Raw genomic sequence first — 19,860 nt, forward strand, 5'->3', positions numbered from 1 at the left:
CGGCTCGAAAGCGGGCTTCCTGCAGGCCACCGTCGCATTCGGACTGGCCAGGGACGAGCTGAAAGACGAATTCAGCGACTATCTCGCAGACATCATGTCCATGCGGAAGGCCGCTGAATGAATCCGCCCGCATACATCCAGTTTCAACGAGACGCCTGATTCATTCAGGCCGCGCCATTTCTTCGGAGAAGATCCAATAATCCATTAAGATTGGGTAGATCCCCGAGAATATAGCTGCGGTCGTGGCCAGTTCCCGCAAGCCGCGCCCCCGACGTTCCCCATTAGACAGAGAAGCTGATGACCACGCTCATCGTCGATGCGCGCGTGCAGGATATTGCACGTCGCCTTCTGCCCGAAAGTGTAGAGATAGAAGTTCTGGACCAGACTGAACGCCGTTTTCCGGCCGACCAGCTGATCGAGGGCGACGTTCTGGGGGCGGTTTCTCTTGCCGGCCAGAAAAAGGCGCTGAAGGCCGCGTTATCGGATGGGCCGTTTTCGAAAGTCGCCGTCTTTGAACTGGACCCCGGGGAACCTCGGACGTTCTCGGAATCCGTCATCAGCCTTTTGCTGGGAGAATTGAACTCTGCCCGCCGGGAAATCGGAGAGGCGCGTCTGGCCGCAGCCCGGTTGCGCACGGAAAGCATGGGCACCACGGCGCGGCTGCGGGAAATCGAAACGCTGCTTTACACCCTGGGCAATCCGCAGCTGGTCAATGCCCTGTCCTGGCAACCGACCGGACAGATGCTGCACCTGAGCGCGGGACAATCCCTGTCGCAATTCCTGCCGGTCAACGCAGTTGGCCTGACCGCCGTCGATCTGTGGTTTCCGGGCGTCGTGATGCCGATGATCGACGCTTTTTCGGTCATGCTCGAGGATGCCTCGGGGGCCATCTATCCAATGCAGGCCGCGCAACCGGACATGGGACTGGAAACCGGCTGGTTGCGGTTCACCCTGCCGGAACCAGTCGAGGGCGTTGGGCGCAACTGCAAGCTGCACATAGAGATGACCGACGACAGCAGCCTGACCTTGGGGTTGAGCCAGCCCGTACCGGACCCGGACTTCCGTGCCACCGGGGCCGGTGGCCCATTGGCTGACGAGGCGCTGGCCCTGCGCGCGTGGCAGTCGCTGGGCGCGGTGCGTCTGCCCAGTTGCAGCCCGAAGATCTCGGGCAGCCAGGCGGTCAGCATCGCGGAATCCAAATTCGTGCCTGCCTCAAGCCTGCCCGCGCCCGAAATCTTTGCGCGCCCCCTGCAGGCAGCGGACCATGTCTCGACCGCCCATTGGGAAAACGAGAACGCGATTCTGGTCCATCCGTCGCGCAAGGGCCCGGTTTGCGCGATCCTGCGCGACATCGACCTTGCCGGGCTGTCCCATGTTTCTGCCCTTGTCACCGTAGGCCATGCCCGCGCGCCCAGCCTGAATTTCGCCATCGGTGTCGCGCCGCATGGCGCGGTGGATGAAGACGGCTATTGGCAGCGCCGCCTGGGGCCCTGGGTTTCCGGCCTGCCGGCACAGGGTTGGGCGCAGGCCCATTGCATTCCGGTGGAGCCGATCACGGGACGCGCCGATCTGCTGCTGGCGGTATCGCTGGCAGCGGACGTGCCCAATGACCTGAGTTGGGGCCTGTTCCGGGGCTTTCGCGTGTCGCGCGGGGCCTCCGAGGAAGAGGAGCGGGGATGAGCCGTCGCAAACCTGCCTTTACCCCGATCTCGGTCCCGGCGAACCAGCCGTCGCCGTGCAAGCCTCTTCATGGGGTCACCGTCATTGTCCCCGTCAAGGGACATCCGGTCCTGATCGACGACGCCATCGCCTCGGTCCAGCGCGAGATCGAAGCCGGTACCGTCCAGCGCCTGATCGTGGTGAACGACGGCTGTGAATATGCCGAGACGATGGACAGTCTGGCCGCCTGGCAGGCTTTGCTGGGCGCGAAAATGCGCGTGTTGAACTGCACGAATGCCGGTCTCAGCGCGGCGCGCAATCGTGGCATTGCCGCGGCCCTCAAGGCCGATCCTCAGCTTGACGCCGTGTTCCTGCTGGACGCCGACAACATGCTGGTCCGCGGTGCGGGAGCGGCGATGCAATCGCTGCTGGAGTCCCGCCCGAAGGCCGACTGGTTCTATCCCGATTTCGACTTTTTCGGCCAGAATGGCCACTATGTCACCGATCGCGATTATGACCTGCTGTTTCACGCCCAGATCAACCTGTGCGAGGCTGGCAGCCTGATCCGCCGCCGCGTTCTGGACGCCGGCATCCGCTTCGACGAAGGCATGAGACGCGGATATGAGGATTGGGATTTCTGGCTTTCCGCCGCGCAGGCCGGGTTCCGCGGTCATTCGGCGGCCCGACCTCTGCTGCTTTATCGCAAACGCCCGGTCAGCATGCTGAGCAACTCGCATGACGCCGACAGCGAGTTGCGCAGGCACCTGGAAACCAAGCACGCATGGCTGTTCAACACGCCGAAGCTGCTGGCGCTTGAGGCAGCTCGCTTTCCCCGCTTTGCGGTGATTGAGGGGCAGGCAGGCGTGACGCGCCTTCTGACCGACCCCGGCCAGCGCCGCGACATCTCTCTGGATGAGCTTGAGCGCCAGATCATGGCGCATTTCGCCGAGCCCTTCGCGAACCATGCTTCGGCCTATCTGGTCTTGCTGCGTGACGGGGTCTGGGCGCGGCTGGCCGAGAAACGGATGCTGCACAGCTTCCTGTGGAATGCCGAACGCCGCTGGTCGCGCGCTGGCAGCAGGCCGCAGTTCGACCTGTTCCACCTGGATGCCTCCGAAAGCGGGCATCACGTCCAGAACGACCTTGGCAACACCGACCGGATGGCGGATGGCGTTGTGATCGATCTGCAGGCGCTTCGTGACCTGATGACCGGCACGGGCGATCAGATGCTGCGTCGCATCGATCAGGCACCCTCGGAGTTTCAGGTCAAAAGCTGGGGCTTCGCGCTGGAGGGGATGACGCCCCTTGAACCCAAGACCGCCAGCGCCCCCGAACTGCTGCGGCTGCTTCTGTTGCGGCTTAGCCGCAGCCGCTTCCGCGCGGCACTTGGCCAGCGCTGGGAATGGCGTGAACAGGGAGGCGCCGTCGATCGCGCCACCGCGCCCCTGATCCCCCGCCGCATGACAGCAGGCGGCGTCGTCTTTCCGATGCTGAAGCAGCCGGGGCAGCGCGATATCGGTTTCGTGCTGCCGATCTTCGATTTTGGTGGGGTCGAGAAGGTCGTGGCCTCGATGGCGCGCGAGCTTCAGAAAAACGGCTGTCGCTGCCATCTTTTCGTGGTCAGCGACCGTCCGATCCATCCGGATGGATGGGCGCTTCAGGCCTTTGCGACGGTCAGCTGGATGCCCGACCCCAGCGCCATCGACTGGACCGGAACCGAGTTTCTGGGAACAGCCGAGCCGAGCTGGGGCAATGCCGAGGAAAAGGCCGATCTGATCGGGCTGCTTTCCGGCATGGACGTGGTCATCAACGCCCATTCCGGCGCGCTGCACAAGGTCGCGGACCTGCTGCGCCGCCGCGGCGTCACCATGATCGACCATGAACATCTGTTGGAACGCAGCCATTACGGTCGAAGCTACGGCCCTCCGAAATTGGCGCTGGCCTATGAATATGCCTATGACCTGATCCTGACCTGCTCGGATGCGTTGCGCCGCTGGATGCACAGCCACGGCATCCCGCGCGAAAAGCTGATGTCCGTGGTCAACGCGCCCGGCTATCCCCTGCCGCATGGCGCGCGCGACCAGATCGAGCGGCGCGGGGAGCGGTCCGCCGACAAGCCCCTGCGCGTCCTGTTCATGGGGCGTCTTGACCCGCAGAAGGGCGTTCACCGCCTGTCGACGATCTTCCACTCCCTTGCGCTGAGGGTGCCCGACATCCGCCTGACCATCGCGGGCGGCTCGGTCGTGGACGAGGGCGGGGCAGACTTCTCGTTCCCGCGCGGCACCCGGATGCTGGGACCGGTGCGCGGCGCCGAAGCCCTGACAAGGCTGCTGCTGGACACGGATATCATGGTCCTGCCCTCGCATTACGAGGGTCTGCCCCTGTCCATTCTTGAGGCACAGCGCTGCGGCGTCGTGGTCATCGCGACCGATGTCGGTGCGATGGATGAAGCGATCCAGCACGGCATTACCGGTTTCATCCTGCCCGAGGACGACTGCGAGGAATCTTTCACGCAGCAGATCCTGCGGCTTGATGCCGACCGACCGCTGCTCGCGCGGATCTCGGGCGATGCCGACCGCATGGCGCGGGACTGGTCGCTGGCCATCGCGCCGCTGCTGGTCTGGCTGAACCGCACCGAGGTCGGCCCGGCCGCCGACGCCACCGGCACTGAGGAATTTGATATGTACAGGAGCATTCTATGACGACCATCTTTGACGCCGCCATGCGCAACTTCCGCGCTGCTGCCGATATTCTAGAAGCGCTTCAGGCCACCCGCCTGGATTTGGTGAACGAAGCCCGCGCCGGGTTGACGGGTCGCCCGCGGCTGGGTCTGGCAGGCGGCTACAATAACGTCACCGCGTCCTTTGGCGCCTGCCTGCCGACCAATGCCCGCGCCGAGGTGCTGACGACCGGGGACAATGCCGGGATCGAGTTGCGCACCAGCGGAGCCGAATGGATGACGCTGGAAGGCACTCTGCCCAGCAATGTCCCGGCCGAGCGGGTCTATCTGGAAATGCAGGTCAGCTGTGATCAGCCGGTCGTGGTCGACATCTTCGTGCGCGAGATCCTGGACGATGGCTCGGTCAAGGATGCGGGCCATCGCGAATGCCAATTGACCATGGACAGCATCACCGTCTGCAACCTGAAAATGCCGGAAGCCTCGGAATACGCAGTCGACCGTCGCGTGATCGTGCACCTGCGCCAGCCGGCCTCGCGCATGATCTTCGACCGCCTCGCCATCACGCTGACCTGAGCCGGAAGATGCGCGCAGCACCGAAGACCCTCCTGCATACGAAGGATCGCGTCGCATGATGATGAACCTCGACTTCTGTTTCATGGACGGGGCGCAGACCATTGCCGTCACGGGCTGGACCACCAGCCCCGGCCCGGACCTGCGCCTGCATGTCGATGACGAGGTGCTGCGTCCCGTGCTGGTCACGCGCCATGTCCGCCGCGACCTGCGCAGTGCCGAACCGATGGGCGTCATCGCGCTTTTCGATCTTTCCGCGCTGCCCGGAGGCTTCGCCGCCGACCGCTGCACGATCCACCTTGCCGACCAGCAGGGTTTTTCCGAGATCCACGGCCAGCGTCTTGGCGAAGACGCGCGGCGGCTGGTCGAGATCGGCGTGGACGAGGTCTTTTTCGCCCTTCTGCGCGTCATCGCGGGCCGGCATCTTCGCATCGATGACCCACAGGTCGGACGCGAGATCGCCACCCGCCTGCGTTCATCGTCCTCGGTAGCGAGAGAGAGCGAGAACCACGTCCTTGCCGTCGACAGTTGCCGTGGCACCGCTTCCGGACAAGGCGCGGTCATTGGCTGGTTCATGCCCGCCGGGGCCTCGCCCGACCGGCTTTGTGCGCTGGCCGTCGAGAACGAGATGGTGGTCCCCGTCGATCTGATGCCGGGGGCAATGGCGCGACCCGACCTTGCGGGCTATGCCTCGCGCTATCGCTTCACGGGGCGCGACGGATATGGCGGCGGCTGGCGTTTCCCGCACCCGCCTTCCGGTCCGGTCCGCCTGCTGCTGATGGTTCCGGGCGAGCATTTCCTGCCCGGCGTCATCGTGGATGTCGAGCCGGCCGAGGCGGCGGACCTGGCCCAGCAAGTCACGACGATGTCCCTGGGCATCGACGACATGGAAGCCCGCAGCAACCTGCGTCGCGCGATGCTGCCCGTCGCCCTGCCCGATCCCACGCCACATGTCGGGGATCAGGCCATTGTATCGATGGGCGATGAGACACTGCTGGTGCTGGACCACGATTTGCCCGACCACGACCTGCGCGACGTCCTGCGCCGCATCGGGCCGCATGTGCCGGGCAAGTTGCGCCTGCACCTGCTGCGCCAGCGCATTAGCCCCGCGATGCAGAACGGGATCGAGGGCGCAGCGCGCGAGACTGCGAGGGATATTGTGCTCGACGCGGCCGCACTGACCCTGGGCCTGCCGGGAGCAATGCCCGCGCGCGTGGTCTTTGCCCGCAGCGCCGCGCTGTTCCAGTTCCCCGCAGCCCAGCTGTTCGCGCCGCAGCCCGCAGGACCGGTTGTCCTGCTGCTTGATCCCATCGGCACGGTGATGGACGCGCCCCCGGCGCAGGCCGACCGCTTTGCGCGCGACCTGCTTCCCTTCGCACTGTCGATGGAGGGCCCGGCCTTCTTCCTGATGCTGGCGCAGACCCCGCAATGCTTCCTGACGTTCGAGGCGCGCGTTCGTCTGCTGGTCGAGCAACTGGTCGCGCGCAACGGCGCGACCCTGCGCCGCGTCGACGCCTGTCGCTATTTCGAGGGCAAGGCCGGTCCACATTGCCAAAGCTTTGCCGATGGCCGCGATTGGCATGCCTATGATGCCGAAAGCCGCCGCCTGATTCCGGAGGCCGCCGCATGAGCCGCACCGTCATCGTCTCTCATTCTCATCCCAACCTGCGCTATGGCGGCGGCGAAGTCGCTGCCTATCGCCAGTTCCAGCACCTGTTGTCGCTGGGCCAGGACGTGCATTTCGTCGGCTCGACCATCGGCCCCGAAGACAGCGACCGCTTCTTCGGACCCAGCCAGCAGGTCATCAGCTTCGGCCCCCGCGACTTCTGCCTGCGCGGACGCGGCATGGATGGCTTTACCATGGAGCACGCCGATATCCGGGACGAGGACTGGATCTTCGAGTTCCTGCTGGCGCTTCACGGCGATGTCTATCACTTCCACCATTTCTGGAACATCGGCGCGGGCACCATCCGCCGGCTGCGCGCCGCGTTGCCTGACGCCAAATTCATCTGCACCCTCCACGAAATGACCGCGATCTGCGCCAATCACGGCCAGATGGTGAAGCGCTCGGGCGAGCTGTGCCACGCTTCCAGCGAGGTGTCCTGCGCCTCCTGCATCGCCCGCCCCCCGATCGATTTCGTGCTGCGCAAGGCCCGGATGCAGGAGATGCTGGAGCAGTTCGACCATCTTTTGTCGCCCAGCGAATTCCTGCGCCAGCGCTTCGAGGATTGGGGCGTCACCCCCGGCCGCATCTCGGTAATCGAGAATGGCCTCGACCACCTGGCCGAAATCCCATCAGAAACCGCGGCCGAGATGCAGGTCAAGTCGGGACGCTTCGCCTTTTTCGGGCAGGCAACTCCGACCAAGGGTCTTGACGTTCTGGTCCGGGCCGCGGCCCTGATCGAGGCACGCGACGAGACCTTCACGGTTCCCCTCAGCATCGAGATCCACGGTGTCGACCGGGACAGCTTCTCGCGCATGTGGCCGGATCTTGAGATCCCGGCCTCGGTCCATTTCCGCGGACGCTATCGTCCGCAGGACTGCATCGACATCATGCGCGGATATGGCTGGATCATCATCCCGTCGATCTGGTGGGAGAACTCGCCCGTCGTCATCCAGGAGGCCCGCGCCGCAGGCACACCCATGATCGCATCCGATATCGGCGGCATGGCGGAAAAGACCCAAGGCTGGGGCCTGCAATTCCGCACCGCCGACCCGGCCGCGCTGGCCAGCGCCATTCTGTCGGTCCACGGTGATGTCGATATGCTGACCGATTACAGATCCCGCATCACCGCACCGCTGGACCTGGCGGGATTTGCGGCCGAATGGGGAGAGGCCTGCGACATTGCCTTCGACCAGATGCAGGAGATCCCGAATATCGGAAAACGCATGAACGCTTGAGCCCTGACAAGAAGACGGCCCGCCAGCACTTGAAGCTTAAAGATTACTGAAACCTAAAGGAAAATCATGAAAATTGCTCTTCTCTGGGAAAGCAAGGATTGCGGACTCTATTCGAACTCGGATTTCAATACGCTCTATCGCAAGATCGGCCACAACAATGGCAACCTTGCATTCGTGCATGCCGTAAAGACTCAGATTGAAGGCGAGATTTCTTTTCATCCCTGGCACACGCGCCCCGAGGTCTTCAATCAGGCAGACTTCGTTGTGATCCCTTGCGCCAACCAGCTTGGCAAGCATACCGATCTGGGGGGACTGGCCGCAAACCTTGCACAAGTCGAAAAGCCGATCGTCGCCATCGGTTTGGGTGCGCAGGCCAAAGAGTTCGGCGCTGACGTCGAACTGACCGACGGCACCCGCGCCTGGCTTGACGCACTGATCGAGAATGGGCGCCGGCATGGCATTCAGAACATCTATACCCGTGGCCCCTACACGTCCGAACAGATTAAGAAGCTGACCGGTGCCGAAACCTTGGCCAATGGCTGCCCGTCGCATTTCATCAACCCGCGCCCCGATCTGGGCCAGCGGATCGAGAAGAACTGGAACTCCAGCGAGTTGCCCCAGCGCATTGCCGTCGCTGGTGGTCATGAAAGCTGGCGCAATACCCGCGAGATCGAACAGCAGCTGATTTCGCTGATGATGGACCCGCAATTTCCGGGCGTCTACATCGTCCAGTCCATGGGCAACATGATCAAGATCTCGCGCGGGCTTTTCGACGAGATCGAACCGGAAGTGCTGGATCGCATCCACCGTCACACCGTGCCCCATTACAGCCGCGAACAGTTCAAGGCCTGGGCGCTGAATTATGCCCGCTCCTATTACGATGTCGCGACGTGGATGGACGAACTGCGCCGCCACGACCTGCTGATCGGACCGCGCTTCCACGGTGCGCAACTGGCGATCCAGGCCGAGCGGATGGCCTGCACCGTCACCATCGACACCCGTACCGAAGAGATGTGCCGCGAAACGGGCGTGCCCTTCCTGCGCGCAGAGGAACTGACCCAACCGCTGACCCGTCAGCGCCTGAAGCAGCTTATCTCGTTCGATGGGGTCGCCTATGACAAGCACCGCTCGATGAAATGCGCGCGCTATGTCGACTTCCTGCAATCGGCGGGTCTCAAGCCTGCATCCTACCTGCTGGATATCGCCGCGCAGGCGAAATCGGCCGCTGACCAGGCGGCCGCCTGAACCGAATGGCCCAGGTGGTCCGTCCACCTGGGTCCTGCGCCATTGTCGGAACCGGATGAATAACTTTCGCCACCTTCACGCCCCTGTCGACGGCTATGTCTTCGTCGTCACCTATGGCCGGTCGGGATCGACGCTGACGCAAAACCTGCTGAATGCGATCCCGGGCTTTGTCATTCGGGGCGAGAACGGCAACCTGACCCAATTTCTCGGGCGCGCGATCGACATCGTTGCGAATGACGACATGTATCGCTGGCGGCGCGAGGATCTGGCGAAGCCACGAGAGGAACGGCGGCCATACCTGCGCCCGATCCTTGGCAAGCCGTTCGATCCGTGGGCCGGGGCAGAACGCGTCGACCCGGACGCCTTTGCCCTTGGTCTCATGGATCTTTTCGTGAAACAGGTGCTGCGCCCGCCCAAGCACTGCCGGGTCGCGGGCTTCAAAGAAATCCGCTTTCACGAAGATCCGGATTTCTTTTCGACCCATATGGACATCCTGCGGACACTTTTCCCCAAGGCGCGCATCCTGTTCCAGCGCCGGAACCTGGAAGACGTGGCGCGGTCGGGCTGGTGGCGGGACCATCCGCGCGAACACGTCCTGTCAACCCTGGGCTTGGCCAACCGGATGTTCGAGGCCTATGCCAATGATCATCCGGACAGCTGCCATATCATCGATTACGAAGGGCTGGTTTCGGACATCGGCCATGTCCGCGCGCTTCACGCCTTTCTGGGCGAACCAATGGACGAGCCGGCGGTGCGCGCGATCCTGGCACGCAGCCTCAACCACTGATCAGCCCGGACCCACGATCCGCGCCCCAGGCGCTTTTCAGGCAAAGGGACGATCAAGGCTTGGAGAGGGTTCGGTGAACCAGGCGGCGCCGGTTTCGGTAATGTGGAAGTGGTCCTCCAGCCGGATGCCGAAGCGGCCGGGGACGACGATCATCGGCTCGTTCGACATGCACATGCCCGGCGCCAGCGGCATCGCGTTTCCGCGCACAAGATAGGGAGCTTCGTGGATGGTCATGCCGACGCCATGCCCGGTCCGATGGGGCAGGCCGGGCAGTCGATAATCGGGTCCCATTCCATGGGCCTGCAGCACGGCCCGCGCAGCATCGTCAAGGGCACTGCAAGGCGCGCCGGGACGTGCGGCCTGAAAGACGGCCAGCTGTGCCTCGCGCTCGATATCCCAGACCTGGCGCTGCAGCGGATCAGGCGCGCCGAAGACATAGCTGCGCGTCAGGTCAGAGTTATAACCTTCCAGAAGGCAGCCCGTATCGACCAGGACGACATCGCCTTCGGCCAGGACATCGTCCTGCGGCAACCCATGCGGAAAGGCGGTCGAGGCACCAAACTGCACGATGCAGAAGGTGGTCCCGTCACTCCCGATGGCGCGATGCGCGGACTCGACAAAACGCCGCACTTCGCTGGCACGAATTCCGGGCCGCAAGATGCGCGAGGCGCGCTCCTGCACCTCCAGCGTCATGGACATCGCCTCTCGGATGATGGCCAGCTCGGCAGGAGATTTCAGCATCCGGCAACCGTCGATGACCGTCGCGGCAGACGAGATCCTGACGCCCGGCGCCGCCTGCTGGATGGCATCGGCCATGCCAAAGGGCAGTGCGGGATCCACCGCCACCGTCCTTACCCCGGCTTCCGCAAGCAAGCCCGCAATAAGCGCATAGGGGCTGTCCTCTTCCTGCCAGAAGCGCGCCTCGGCCGGGACGGCAATCTCGGCGGATAGCGAGCCTTCCTCGAAAGCGGGGCATATGATGACAGGTGGACGATCCCTAATCAGCACCATCGCCACGATCCGTTCGATCATCGACCAGCGTATCCCGGTGAAATAGGCAAGGCTTGCCCCTGCACCGACGATCAGCGCATCCGCACCCTGCCCGGCCATCAGCTGTCGCGCCCGTTCGATCCGATCCAGACGCTCAGCCCGGCCAATCGGAAGGGCCTGCCGGGACCGCGCAGTGATCGCGGCAAGCTGGGTCGTGGCGTCCGAGGTTCCGATCATCGCTGGGATCCTTGTCATCATGGGGGAATCGCAGGCCGCGCGATCCTTTTCGCAGCCATATTTCATGACGGTGCAAGCAAGTCAGCAGGTTATCGGCCGCTATGGCCGCGATGACTTGGATTACGGACCATGCCGATTATTCCCATCACGAATTCAAATTGCCTTTGGGGAATATATCTGCCCGTGCTACCTTCCTCATGACCTGCGAAAGGAACGGCGATGTATCTTGCCGCACAGCGCGAGAACACGATCTTTGCCCGACTTGGGGGCGAGGATGGCGTGCGTGCTCTGGTCAGGGAATTCTACGACATCGTCGAACAGGACGAAGACGCCAGACCGCTGCATTTGCTGCACCTTCGCGGCGCTGGCGTCGCGCATTCCAGGGATGAGCAGTTCAACTATCTTTGCGGCTTTTTTGGCGGGCCGCAGCATTATGTCATGAAGCATCGGCATTCGCGCCTGAAAGAGATACATGCCCATGTCCCCATCGGACCCGAGATGCGGGATCTTTGGCTGAAATGCATGGAGGCCGCGATTGCCCGCCGCGCGATCGCGCCCGACCTGGCCACCCTGGTCATGGGATATTTCGCAAGGGCTGCCGAGACCGCCCGCAACATGGACTAAGCCCCAGCAACAGGAGACGCGCATGGCAATCCGGAAATTCGGCCCCTATACCGCCCCATCGGTCCAGCCGATCACAGAAGATCTGGATTGGTGGCATCCGGTCGAGGGCGCGCCGACCATGAAGACCTGGATTGAACACCAGACCGAGGACGGTAAGTTCCTGACCGGCTATTGGGAGGCCACCCCCGGCAGCTATCGCGTCAAATACGACGTCGACGAATTCATCCAGCTGTTCGAGGGCAAGGCCACCCTGACCGATCGCGACCAGGAACCGCGCACCTTCGTCGCGGGCGACGTTTTTTTCATCGAGGCCGGTTTCGACGGAATCTGGAAAACCGAGGAGACCGTCCGCAAGGCTTTCGCCATCCGCGTCAGATAGGGCAAGGGCAGGCAACGCCCGCCCTGCATCACTTGACGGGTAGGATCTCGACCGTGGCAGAACTGCCGACGATCAGGTGATCGGCCTTGTCGCCGTCCAGCTCGATATCGACCGGCACACGCTGCGCCAGTCGCACCCAGGTAAAGGTGGGCGCGACATTGGGCAATTGCCCGGCCGCCTCTGACCGCTGCTGGTCGGCGATGCCACCGGCGATGTTCAGCACGGTCCCGGTCAGAACCTCGCCCCCCTTCATCAGCGTGACCCGTGCGTGGTCGCCGACGTGGATGCGGGTCAGCTTCGTCTCTTCGAAATAGCCCGAGACGCGGATCGTGCCCGCAGCGATCAGCGAAGCCACGCGCGCACCCGCCGAAGCATATGCCCCCGGTTGCAGGGTGAAGTTTGTCAGCTTGCCCGAAACCGATGCCGTCACGGTCGAGCGATCGAGATTGAGCTTTGCAAGATCAAGGGTCGCCTTGGCCTGCTGGAAAGCCGCCTCGGCCTCAAGATAGGTCGCGCGGGCCTGTTGCAGGGTTTCGACGCTGGCCACGCTGCTTTTGGCCAGATGTTCGCGCCGGTCGGCATTGGCCTTGGCGAAATCCATCGCGGCCTGGCTGGCTGCCAGCCCTGCCTCGGCCGTTTCCACGGCGATGCCATAGCGGGCGGGATCGACGCGGAACAGGGGTTGGCCCTTGGTCACGACCTCGTTGTCCTTGACCAGCACCTCGGTCACAAGACCCGAGACGTCGGGGGCGACGCCCACGATATCGGCCCGCACATGCCCGTCGCGCGTCCAGGGTGCCAGCATGTAATAGCTCCACAGGTTCCAGCCCAGAACAGCGGCGCAGACCACCATGGCGAGGGTCAGCAGCAGTTTGCCAAAGTTGCGAGTCACGGCGGTCATTGGGTCACCCATCTGAGTGCAAGGTCGGAAAGCGCGAGCAGTGAAATATACAGGGCCAGGTCGAAAAGCGGCCGATGCCAGACCAGCCGATAGAAGCCAAGCGTGACCAGCCCCCGGCTGACCAGACGCAGCAGGACGACCGACAGGACGGCCAGGATCAGAAGCGTGGGGAGATAGACTCCGCTGAAATCGATGACGTGGATCATGCCAGTTTCGCCGTCAGGGGTGGGGAAAGGTGCAGCGGCACGGTTTCGGGCAAAGGCATGTCGCGCGGGGCAAGACCCAGGCGGATACCTGCAAGGGCGCTGCGGACATCACGCGCGACCGCTTCGGGATAGGAGCCGACCGGTTCGGCAAGGCCACGGTCGACCGCGCGGATCACCTGCTCGGGCATCGCCCCCCAGCGCCTGCGCCGATAGAATTGCGCCGTCGCCTCAAGCACATCCGCGACAAGGCGGGACTGATCGGCCGAAAGCGCGTGGCGGGCTTCCTTCAGGCGCGCGACATTCATCACCACCCGCATGTCCCGGACGAGGTCGGCCGACGCGATATCCGCGGCCCCCATCGCCATGGCCATGCGCGGCGCCAGCAATCCAAGGATGTCGACCAATTGCAGCGCCAGATGCTCTGGCAGGGCGTTGGTCTGTCCAGAAGCATGCCTTGCGATCCGTTGCCACGCCATGTGCAGCAGGCGGCGCGCGCTGGCCTCGGCCCCGATCGAGCGGATCAGCGCGGTCATCACGATGGCCAGAAGAATCGCCAGGATGGTCGCGATATTGCTGTCCAGTGTCGTGACCAGATGCGGATTCAACGTCGATTGCAGCGCGGCCATGAAGGGCATGTTCACGCACATCGTCAGCCCGATCACGAAGGTCTTGGGATTGGCCATCAACACGCCGAAGGGGATGAAATACAGGCCGAGTGCTGCCATCACGCCCCAGAAGCTGTCGACAAAGGGCAGGATCAGATAATCGAAGGCAAAGGCCGCGGCCATTGCCACCACGATCCATTGGGCCATCTGCCGCAGCGCCGGGACCGGATCGTCCATGAAGGCCAGGATCGAGGTCATCACCCCGGCCAGTTGCGCGCCATAGACCGCGTTTTCCCAGCCCGAGGCGATCCAGATCGTGTTAGCGACCAGCACGGTCAGCGTGGTGCAAAGTCCAGCCTGAAACGCCATGCCATAATCGCGCAGGATACGAGGACGGCCAGCGCGTGCGATCGCCGCGGCGACCTTGCTTTCGGGTTCCGGGCGCGCAGCAATGACATTGCGCAGAACCCAGCAGTTTTCCCAAAGCGAGATCAGCTCGCCCAGGCGGCGCGCAAGGTTCAGCGTCATCAGATCAGTCCAGCCGACCGCGTCGGCATGGCTGCTTTCGATATCTGCGGCCTCCTGCCGCAAGCGCGCGGTTTCTGCGTCCGCAGGCTTGTCGGGCTGGCGCACCCAGCGGGTCAGATCAGCCAACAAAGCGTCAAGCCGCGGTGTTTCTCCACCCGCTGCGACCAGTGCGGCACGCTGCGCCTCAAGCGCCGAGAGCATCGGCAAAAGCAGGACCATGTGCTGCTGCAGCGCGCGCGATGATCGGATCAGGTCACGGTGATGCGACGTGTCATAGGCGATATGCGTGGTGAACTGGCGCATGTCGACGGCGTCCGCAGCCAGACGCCGCCGTTCGCTTGCCAGAAGCTCGGGGTCGGCCTTTCCTTCAAGGCTGTTGGCGATAAGCTGCGCCGTGTTGTCCAACCAGCCGTTCACCCTGCTTTCCAGGATCGGCCCGACATGTCGCGGAAACAGCACGCGGTTGATGATCGCCGCGCAGATGACACCGATGCAGATTTCCTCGACCCGGGACACGACATAGCCGAAGGACTGCATCGGGTCATGCACGACCGAAAATCCGGTCAGCGCGACAGTATATCCCGACAGCATGAACGCATAGCTGCGCGGCGTGCGGTCCAACAGGCTGATGAACAGGCAAAAGCCGCACCACAGCGCCACGAAGATGGTCAGCATCTCGGGCGACTGGATCATCATCGGCACGGCCGCCAGGCTGACAAGCCCGCCGACCACCGTCCCGATGACGCGGTAGACTCCCTTCGAGGTGCTTGCCCCCGATAGCGGATGAGAGACCAGGAACACCGTGCCCACCGCCCAATAGGGCCGGTCAAGGTTAAAGCGCAGCGCGATCCAATAAGCGATCATCGCCGCGCAGAACATCTTGATCGAGAAGATCACGTTCTCGACCGGCGGTCCCGAAGGTCCGGGCGCAGCAGGGGCAGTTTTGGTCATCTTCCGTTCAGTCTTGAGGGGGCGGCGCGGCAGTCGAAGGCTGCTGGCTGTCGTGATTGGCCAACATCGTGCTGAGCGCGCGATCCATTGCCGCAAGGTCCAGCGGATCGACACCGTCAAGGTAATGCTGCCGGATCCGGGACAGGATATCCTCGATCCTGTCAGCGGTGCGGTGCCCCTGTTCGGTCAGATCGATCAGGTTTGCGCGACGGTCGGTCGGATCGGCAACGCGCTGGATGTCGCCGGATTGCTCCAGCGCGTCCAGCACCCTGACAAGCGAGCTGTTGTCGACACCCACTCGCGCGGCCAGGCAGCGCTGGGTCACGCCGTCACCGTCCCGCCGCAGGTGGATCAGCGGCAGCGCAACGGCATCCGACATCCCCAGTTCCGTCAGCGCACGCGCAATCTCGCGCCGCCAGATCTGGGCCATGGCGATCAGCTTTTGCGCAAGCCGCGCGGCAGGATCCTGCGACGACAAGGATGGATTCGATGACATACGGAATGATTGGCTTAAAATAGATGGAAAAGCATCTAAATCGCCAAACCGCAAGGATGAAGACACGTTTCCGTGAAATCGGCCATGTCATAGCGGGGATGCATCCGGCCCCGATCCGGGACCGGATCGCACCCTATCGTTGCGATGAGAAGTTCTGCTTGAGATAGGTCAGGATCGTCTGCTTCGTCCCGGCATCAGGCTCTGCCATGCCCTGCGCCTCGACCATCCATGTCCACAATTCGTCCCAGCGATGATCGCTGACGCGCTGCTGCTTGATGATCTCGGTCGAGTGGCAGGCGACGCATTGGTAATAGGTTTCCTCGGCCCCCGCCCCATCGGGCAGACCGCCAAATTCGTCATTTCCGGCGCTGGCATCCGACGCCTCTGCCTTGGCACGCATCGCCGTCATCGGATCAAGCGGGTCGGACCCGGCGGGCCGCCCGGCCAGAGCGCCCATCGGGTCAAGCTGCGTTCCGGCCGCCGCCAATCCGGCACCCAGCACCAGTGCCGCCAGCGGCAGGGCGGCTTTCGTCAAGATATTGGACATCGCGTGAACCATCTGCCTAGCCCACCGCGACCAGCGCGATGCGGTGCTGGATGTTGTTGGCATATCCGCGCGGATTCCAGACAGGCGCCAAAGGCGGCTGGCCGATGCCGTCCTGGTCGATCGCCCGCGCCCAGACCTCGTGATATCCACTTTGGGGCAATGTCACACTGGCCCGCCACCGTTGCCAGGAGAAGCGGTTCGGCGCGGGTTCCAGTTGCGCCTCTTGCCAGGTCTGGCCCAAATCCAACGAGATCTGCACCGCTGCCACGTCGCCCTTGCCGCACCATGCATGACCCCGGACCTCGGTCGGCGCGCCCGCCTTCACCTCGGCCCCGGTCTCGGGGAAGGTGACGATGGATTTCACCGGCATGTCGGTCAGGATCACCATGTCCTTTTCGGGCACCTCGGTACCGGGTGCGACGGGATATGCCGGAATGCGATAGGAATCCCCGGTCATTTTCGCGCCATCATGTTCCTTGTCGCGGATCCAGATGCGGTTGAGGTACTTCTGGGAGGCCGAGGCCGGATAGCCGGGCACGATCAACCGCAAGGGAAATCCATGCAGCGCCGACAGCGGCTGCCCGTTCATCGCCCAGGCAATGATCGCATCCTCTTCCAGCGCCTTCGCGATTGGCACTCCGCGCGAGATGACGACCTTTTCCTCATCACCGCTCAGATGCACGTCATTGCCGTAATGCCCGGTATAGACCGCGCTTTCCTTGACTCCCGCTTTCTTCAACACGTCGGCCAGCCGCACACCGGTCCATTCGGGGCAACCGACCGCACCGACGGTCCATTGGTTGCCCGATGTTCCGGGTTGGAAGAATGCGCGCCCATTGCCACCGCATTCGATCACAAGCCGCCGCGTGACATTCTCGAAACTGGATTTCAGCTCGTCGATGGTCAACTCCAGCGGAGTCTCGACCTCGCCATCGATGGTCAAGGTCCACCCCTCGGCATTCTGATCCAGCGCAGTCTGGGGAACGAGGCCGTTCATGCGGATGAACAGGCGTTCATAGGGGGTGACGTCGTCGTCCAGCAGATGCGCCGGGGTTTCCGCATTAAGCGGACGGTCGCCCAGCACCACCAGCCCCTGCTTTCCGGCCATCAGGTCAAGACCGGTATCCTGCGCCAGCGCGGCGGGAACAAGACCCGCACCGGGATTGCGCCCGAACGGGACAACCATCCCAAGAACGGTTCCCAGCGCGGTCGCCCCGGCGGCTTTCAGCAGGCCTCGGCGCGATGCGTCGACGCTCGGATCCTTCTGCGGCAACTCGCCGTTTGCGGATTGATCAGGCATGGCTTCTCCTCCCCTGGATTTCGGGCTGCACCTGGCAAGCGGGCGCGGACTGCGCGCGCCCGTAACGATGGAAGCCGGCGGCCTCTTCCCTTCGCACCGGCTTCGGGGATGCTGCCCCACCCGGACTTCACGAGTCAAAATGTTTTTTGATACTTTTTGTCTCACTAAATTAGAGCAATGGCACACAAACGGTGATCACGCGCGTTCTCGGCGCCCCCTGTCATCCCCCCTTGCCCGCAACCCGAAACTGGCATCCCATGCGGCACGGTGCCCGCCCGCGCGGCGCTGGCCCGATCCAAAAGCAGGAGCACATCATGCAGAAACGCCCCCTCGGGAAGACCGGCCTTCAGGTGGCCCCGCTGGTCTTTGGCGGCAACGTCTTCGGTTGGACCATCGATGAACAGACCAGCTTCAAGGTGCTGGACACCTTTGTCGATCATGGCTTCGACACGATCGACACGGCCGACTGCTATTCCGCATGGGCGCCCGGCAACATGGGCGGTGAATCCGAAACGGTCATCGGCAATTGGCTGAAGGCGCGGCCCGGAATGCGCGACCGGGTCAAGATCTTTACCAAGGTGGGTTCCGTCACCGGCGGTCCGCATGAAGGCGGGCTGACCGAAGCTTATATCCTGAACGCGGTCGAGAAGTCGCTGTCACGGCTGGGGGTCGAGTCCATCGACCTGTATTTCGCCCATTGGCCCGATCCTTTGGGCACCCCCTATGCCGAGACTTTGGGCGCGTTCCAGAAGCTGACGCAGGCGGGAAAGGTCAAGGCGATCGGCGTGTCGAACGTCGATGCCGACCAGCTTTCGCAATCGCTGGAGGTGGCGCGGACCGGGAACCTGCCCGCCTATCAGGTGCTGCAACCGGAATATAACCTGTATGACCGCGCGCGGTTCGAGGGGCCGTTGCAGGACCTGTGCCGTGCCGAAGGGCTGGGCGTCGTGACCTATTTCAGCCTCGCCTCGGGCTTCCTGTCGGGCAAGTATCGCGGCACCGAGGATCTGGGCAAATCGAAGCGCGGCGGCGCGGTCCAGAAGTACATGACGCCGCGCGGCGAAAAGGTGCTGGCCGCGCTGGACCGCGTCGCGGATCGCCACGGGGCAACCTGCGCCGAGGTCGCATTGGCGTGGCTGATGGCCGCGCCCGGCGTGACCGCCCCCATCGCAAGCGCGACCAACCCCGACCAGGTGGCGAATTTCGCACGGGCAGCTGCGCTGCAGCTGACGCCCGAGGACATCGCCACGCTGGACGAAACCCGCGCCTAATCCGGGCAAGGCACAGGGCGATTGCCGGATCGGGCAATCGCCCTGTCCGCGCCGGTTCAAGGATGCTGCGCGCCGCGGGCGTTCAGATAGATCGCGTAAAGCGACGTCGAGGCGCAGATGAACAGCCGGTTCTTCTTTGGCCCGCCAAAGGTCATGTTGGCCACGGTCTCGCCGATCTCGATGCGCCCGATCAGCGTCCCGTCCGGCAGGTAGCACTCCACGCCCGTGCCGGCACTGGTCCAGACATTGCCCTCGACATCGCAGCGGAATCCGTCCGCGAAACCCTGTGCAATGGTGGCGAAGATGCGCGGATGCGACAGACCGCGGCCATCCGCTGCGACGTCGAAGGCCCAGATGCGCCCCGGCAGGCCCGGCTGGTGCGTGCCACCGGTATCGGCCAGATAGAAGGTCCGCTCATCGGGGGAAAAGGCCAGCCCGTTTGGCTTGACCGCCGCATCGCAAATCACCTCGATCGAGCCATCCCGCGGATCGAACCTGTAGACGACATCCTGCCCGGTCTCGCTATCGGCCTTGTCCCCTTCGTAATCGGTCATGATCCCATAGGGCGGATCGGTGAACCAGATCGTACCGTCGGACCTGACAACCACGTCGTTGGGCGAATTGAGACGGTTGCCTTGGAAGCGGTCGACCAGCGTCACGACGCGACCATCCAGCTCGGTGCGGCTGATCCGCCGGTTGCCGTGCTCGCAACTGACAAGACGCCCTTCGCGGTCGCGCGTGTGGCCGTTGGTGAACCCGGCGGGCTGGCGATACACGCTGAGCCCGCTGCTGTCGGACCAGCGCATGATGCGGTCATTCGGGATGTCGCTGAACAGCAGATGCCCGGCGTCTCCGAACCAGACCGGCCCCTCGACCCAGCGAAATCCGGTGGCGAGGCGTTCGACCGGGGCATTGCCCATCACGTATTTGCCGAAGCGCTGGTCGATGATCTGAAAGTCGCTCATATTCCTGTCCGTCGCGAA

18 protein-coding genes and 1 pseudogene are annotated in these 19,860 nt (G+C 63.6%); 11 read left to right on the forward strand and 8 right to left on the reverse strand.

What is annotated here, in order from left to right; genetic code table 11:
• The 8 genes and pseudogenes from RM190_RS21895 to RM190_RS21930 form a co-directional block, all read left to right on the forward strand.
• A pseudogene (locus RM190_RS21895) lies at nt 1-121 on the forward strand (UTP--glucose-1-phosphate uridylyltransferase); the annotation flags it as partial.
• A gap of 176 nt (nt 122-297) precedes the next feature.
• Entirely contained in the window at nt 298-1,680 is a 1,383-nt protein-coding gene (locus tag RM190_RS21900; protein ID WP_311761609.1) for a DUF6212 domain-containing protein, read from the forward strand.
• Nucleotides 1,677-4,361 (forward strand): glycosyltransferase, encoded by a 2,685-nt coding sequence (locus tag RM190_RS21905; RefSeq protein WP_311761610.1) that lies wholly within the window; start codon nt 1,677-1,679, stop codon nt 4,359-4,361. Before RM190_RS21900 ends, RM190_RS21905 begins: the two co-directional genes overlap by 4 nt.
• Nucleotides 4,358-4,912 (forward strand): hypothetical protein, encoded by a 555-nt coding sequence (locus RM190_RS21910; RefSeq protein WP_311761611.1) that lies wholly within the window; start codon nt 4,358-4,360, stop codon nt 4,910-4,912. The genes RM190_RS21905 and RM190_RS21910 overlap by 4 nt, the downstream gene beginning before the upstream one ends.
• Before the next feature lie 55 nt (nt 4,913-4,967).
• A complete protein-coding gene (locus RM190_RS21915) occupies nt 4,968-6,539 on the forward strand; it encodes a hypothetical protein (protein WP_311761612.1) in 1,572 nt (523 codons plus the stop codon).
• Nucleotides 6,536-7,810 (forward strand): glycosyltransferase, encoded by a 1,275-nt coding sequence (locus tag RM190_RS21920; RefSeq protein WP_311761613.1) that lies wholly within the window; start codon nt 6,536-6,538, stop codon nt 7,808-7,810. The genes RM190_RS21915 and RM190_RS21920 overlap by 4 nt, the downstream gene beginning before the upstream one ends.
• Nucleotides 7,811-7,876: 66 nt before the next feature.
• Nucleotides 7,877-9,055 (forward strand): polysaccharide pyruvyl transferase family protein, encoded by a 1,179-nt coding sequence (locus RM190_RS21925; RefSeq protein ID WP_311761614.1) that lies wholly within the window; start codon nt 7,877-7,879, stop codon nt 9,053-9,055.
• Between the two features lie 55 nt (nt 9,056-9,110).
• Nucleotides 9,111-9,842, forward strand: coding sequence for a sulfotransferase (locus tag RM190_RS21930; protein ID WP_311761615.1), 732 nt, complete (start codon nt 9,111-9,113; stop codon nt 9,840-9,842).
• A gap of 36 nt (nt 9,843-9,878) precedes the next feature.
• Here RM190_RS21930 and RM190_RS21935 read toward each other — a convergent pair whose 3' ends face one another.
• Complete coding sequence (locus RM190_RS21935; RefSeq protein WP_311761616.1) at nt 9,879-11,069, reverse strand: M24 family metallopeptidase; 1,191 nt, start codon at nt 11,067-11,069, stop codon at nt 9,879-9,881.
• A 219-nt stretch (nt 11,070-11,288) separates the two neighbouring features.
• On the opposite strand from RM190_RS21935, the gene RM190_RS21940 reads away from it, so the two are divergent.
• Nucleotides 11,289-11,693 (forward strand): group II truncated hemoglobin, encoded by a 405-nt coding sequence (locus RM190_RS21940; RefSeq protein WP_311761617.1) that lies wholly within the window; start codon nt 11,289-11,291, stop codon nt 11,691-11,693.
• A gap of 22 nt (nt 11,694-11,715) precedes the next feature.
• Entirely contained in the window at nt 11,716-12,072 is a 357-nt protein-coding gene (locus RM190_RS21945) for a cupin domain-containing protein (RefSeq protein ID WP_311761618.1), read from the forward strand.
• Between the two features lie 28 nt (nt 12,073-12,100).
• Here RM190_RS21945 and RM190_RS21950 read toward each other — a convergent pair whose 3' ends face one another.
• The 6 genes from RM190_RS21950 to RM190_RS21975 all read right to left on the reverse strand — a co-directional run bounded on the left by RM190_RS21950 (nt 12,101) and on the right by RM190_RS21975 (nt 17,606).
• Entirely contained in the window at nt 12,101-12,973 is an 873-nt protein-coding gene (locus RM190_RS21950; RefSeq protein ID WP_311761619.1) for an HlyD family secretion protein, read from the reverse strand.
• The gene (locus RM190_RS21955) at nt 12,970-13,179 is read right to left on the reverse strand and encodes a DUF1656 domain-containing protein (protein ID WP_311761620.1); all 210 of its coding nucleotides are present in this window, start codon (nt 13,177-13,179) and stop codon (nt 12,970-12,972) included. The genes RM190_RS21950 and RM190_RS21955 overlap by 4 nt, the downstream gene beginning before the upstream one ends.
• Nucleotides 13,176-15,263: an FUSC family protein gene (locus tag RM190_RS21960; RefSeq protein WP_311761621.1), complete on the reverse strand. Its 2,088-nt coding sequence runs from the start codon at nt 15,261-15,263 to the stop codon at nt 13,176-13,178. Before RM190_RS21960 ends, RM190_RS21955 begins: the two co-directional genes overlap by 4 nt.
• Nucleotides 15,264-15,270: 7 nt before the next feature.
• The gene (locus RM190_RS21965) at nt 15,271-15,741 is read right to left on the reverse strand and encodes a MarR family winged helix-turn-helix transcriptional regulator (protein WP_311761622.1); all 471 of its coding nucleotides are present in this window, start codon (nt 15,739-15,741) and stop codon (nt 15,271-15,273) included.
• A 151-nt stretch (nt 15,742-15,892) separates the two neighbouring features.
• Nucleotides 15,893-16,306 (reverse strand): cytochrome C-552, encoded by a 414-nt coding sequence (locus RM190_RS21970; RefSeq protein ID WP_311761623.1) that lies wholly within the window; start codon nt 16,304-16,306, stop codon nt 15,893-15,895.
• Nucleotides 16,307-16,322: 16 nt separating this feature from the next.
• A complete protein-coding gene (locus tag RM190_RS21975) occupies nt 16,323-17,606 on the reverse strand; it encodes a sulfite oxidase (RefSeq protein ID WP_311761624.1) in 1,284 nt (427 codons plus the stop codon).
• Between the two features lie 314 nt (nt 17,607-17,920).
• Here RM190_RS21975 and RM190_RS21980 point away from each other — a divergent pair, with 314 nt between their 5' ends.
• Nucleotides 17,921-18,877, forward strand: a complete 957-nt coding sequence (locus RM190_RS21980) for an aldo/keto reductase (RefSeq protein ID WP_311761625.1) — start codon at nt 17,921-17,923, stop codon at nt 18,875-18,877.
• A 56-nt stretch (nt 18,878-18,933) separates the two neighbouring features.
• Here RM190_RS21980 and RM190_RS21985 read toward each other — a convergent pair whose 3' ends face one another.
• The gene (locus RM190_RS21985) at nt 18,934-19,842 is read right to left on the reverse strand and encodes an SMP-30/gluconolactonase/LRE family protein (RefSeq protein WP_311761626.1); all 909 of its coding nucleotides are present in this window, start codon (nt 19,840-19,842) and stop codon (nt 18,934-18,936) included.
• Between the last annotated feature and the right edge of the window lie 18 nt (nt 19,843-19,860).

This window comes from Paracoccus broussonetiae (assembly GCF_031854425.1).
Taxonomy (GTDB): domain Bacteria; phylum Pseudomonadota; class Alphaproteobacteria; order Rhodobacterales; family Rhodobacteraceae; genus Paracoccus; species Paracoccus broussonetiae.

What these genes read in the sequence shown, in the direction of transcription:
- RM190_RS21960 (WP_311761621.1), bottom strand. Translation starts at nt 15,263, where the DNA reads ATGACCAAAACTGCCCCTGCTGCGCCCGGACCTTCGGGACCGCCGGTC.
- RM190_RS21925 (WP_311761614.1), top strand. Translation starts at nt 7,877, where the DNA reads ATGAAAATTGCTCTTCTCTGGGAAAGCAAGGATTGCGGACTCTATTCG.
- RM190_RS21920 (WP_311761613.1), top strand. Translation starts at nt 6,536, where the DNA reads ATGAGCCGCACCGTCATCGTCTCTCATTCTCATCCCAACCTGCGCTAT.
- RM190_RS21940 (WP_311761617.1), top strand. Translation starts at nt 11,289, where the DNA reads ATGTATCTTGCCGCACAGCGCGAGAACACGATCTTTGCCCGACTTGGG.
- RM190_RS21975 (WP_311761624.1), bottom strand. Translation starts at nt 17,606, where the DNA reads ATGCCTGATCAATCCGCAAACGGCGAGTTGCCGCAGAAGGATCCGAGC.
- RM190_RS21980 (WP_311761625.1), top strand. Translation starts at nt 17,921, where the DNA reads ATGCAGAAACGCCCCCTCGGGAAGACCGGCCTTCAGGTGGCCCCGCTG.
- RM190_RS21950 (WP_311761619.1), bottom strand. Translation starts at nt 12,973, where the DNA reads ATGACCGCCGTGACTCGCAACTTTGGCAAACTGCTGCTGACCCTCGCC.
- RM190_RS21905 (WP_311761610.1), top strand. Translation starts at nt 1,677, where the DNA reads ATGAGCCGTCGCAAACCTGCCTTTACCCCGATCTCGGTCCCGGCGAAC.
- RM190_RS21915 (WP_311761612.1), top strand. Translation starts at nt 4,968, where the DNA reads ATGATGATGAACCTCGACTTCTGTTTCATGGACGGGGCGCAGACCATT.
- RM190_RS21935 (WP_311761616.1), bottom strand. Translation starts at nt 11,069, where the DNA reads ATGATCGGAACCTCGGACGCCACGACCCAGCTTGCCGCGATCACTGCG.
- RM190_RS21985 (WP_311761626.1), bottom strand. Translation starts at nt 19,842, where the DNA reads ATGAGCGACTTTCAGATCATCGACCAGCGCTTCGGCAAATACGTGATG.
- RM190_RS21910 (WP_311761611.1), top strand. Translation starts at nt 4,358, where the DNA reads ATGACGACCATCTTTGACGCCGCCATGCGCAACTTCCGCGCTGCTGCC.
- RM190_RS21970 (WP_311761623.1), bottom strand. Translation starts at nt 16,306, where the DNA reads ATGTCCAATATCTTGACGAAAGCCGCCCTGCCGCTGGCGGCACTGGTG.
- RM190_RS21930 (WP_311761615.1), top strand. Translation starts at nt 9,111, where the DNA reads ATGAATAACTTTCGCCACCTTCACGCCCCTGTCGACGGCTATGTCTTC.
- RM190_RS21945 (WP_311761618.1), top strand. Translation starts at nt 11,716, where the DNA reads ATGGCAATCCGGAAATTCGGCCCCTATACCGCCCCATCGGTCCAGCCG.
- RM190_RS21900 (WP_311761609.1), top strand. Translation starts at nt 298, where the DNA reads ATGACCACGCTCATCGTCGATGCGCGCGTGCAGGATATTGCACGTCGC.
- RM190_RS21955 (WP_311761620.1), bottom strand. Translation starts at nt 13,179, where the DNA reads ATGATCCACGTCATCGATTTCAGCGGAGTCTATCTCCCCACGCTTCTG.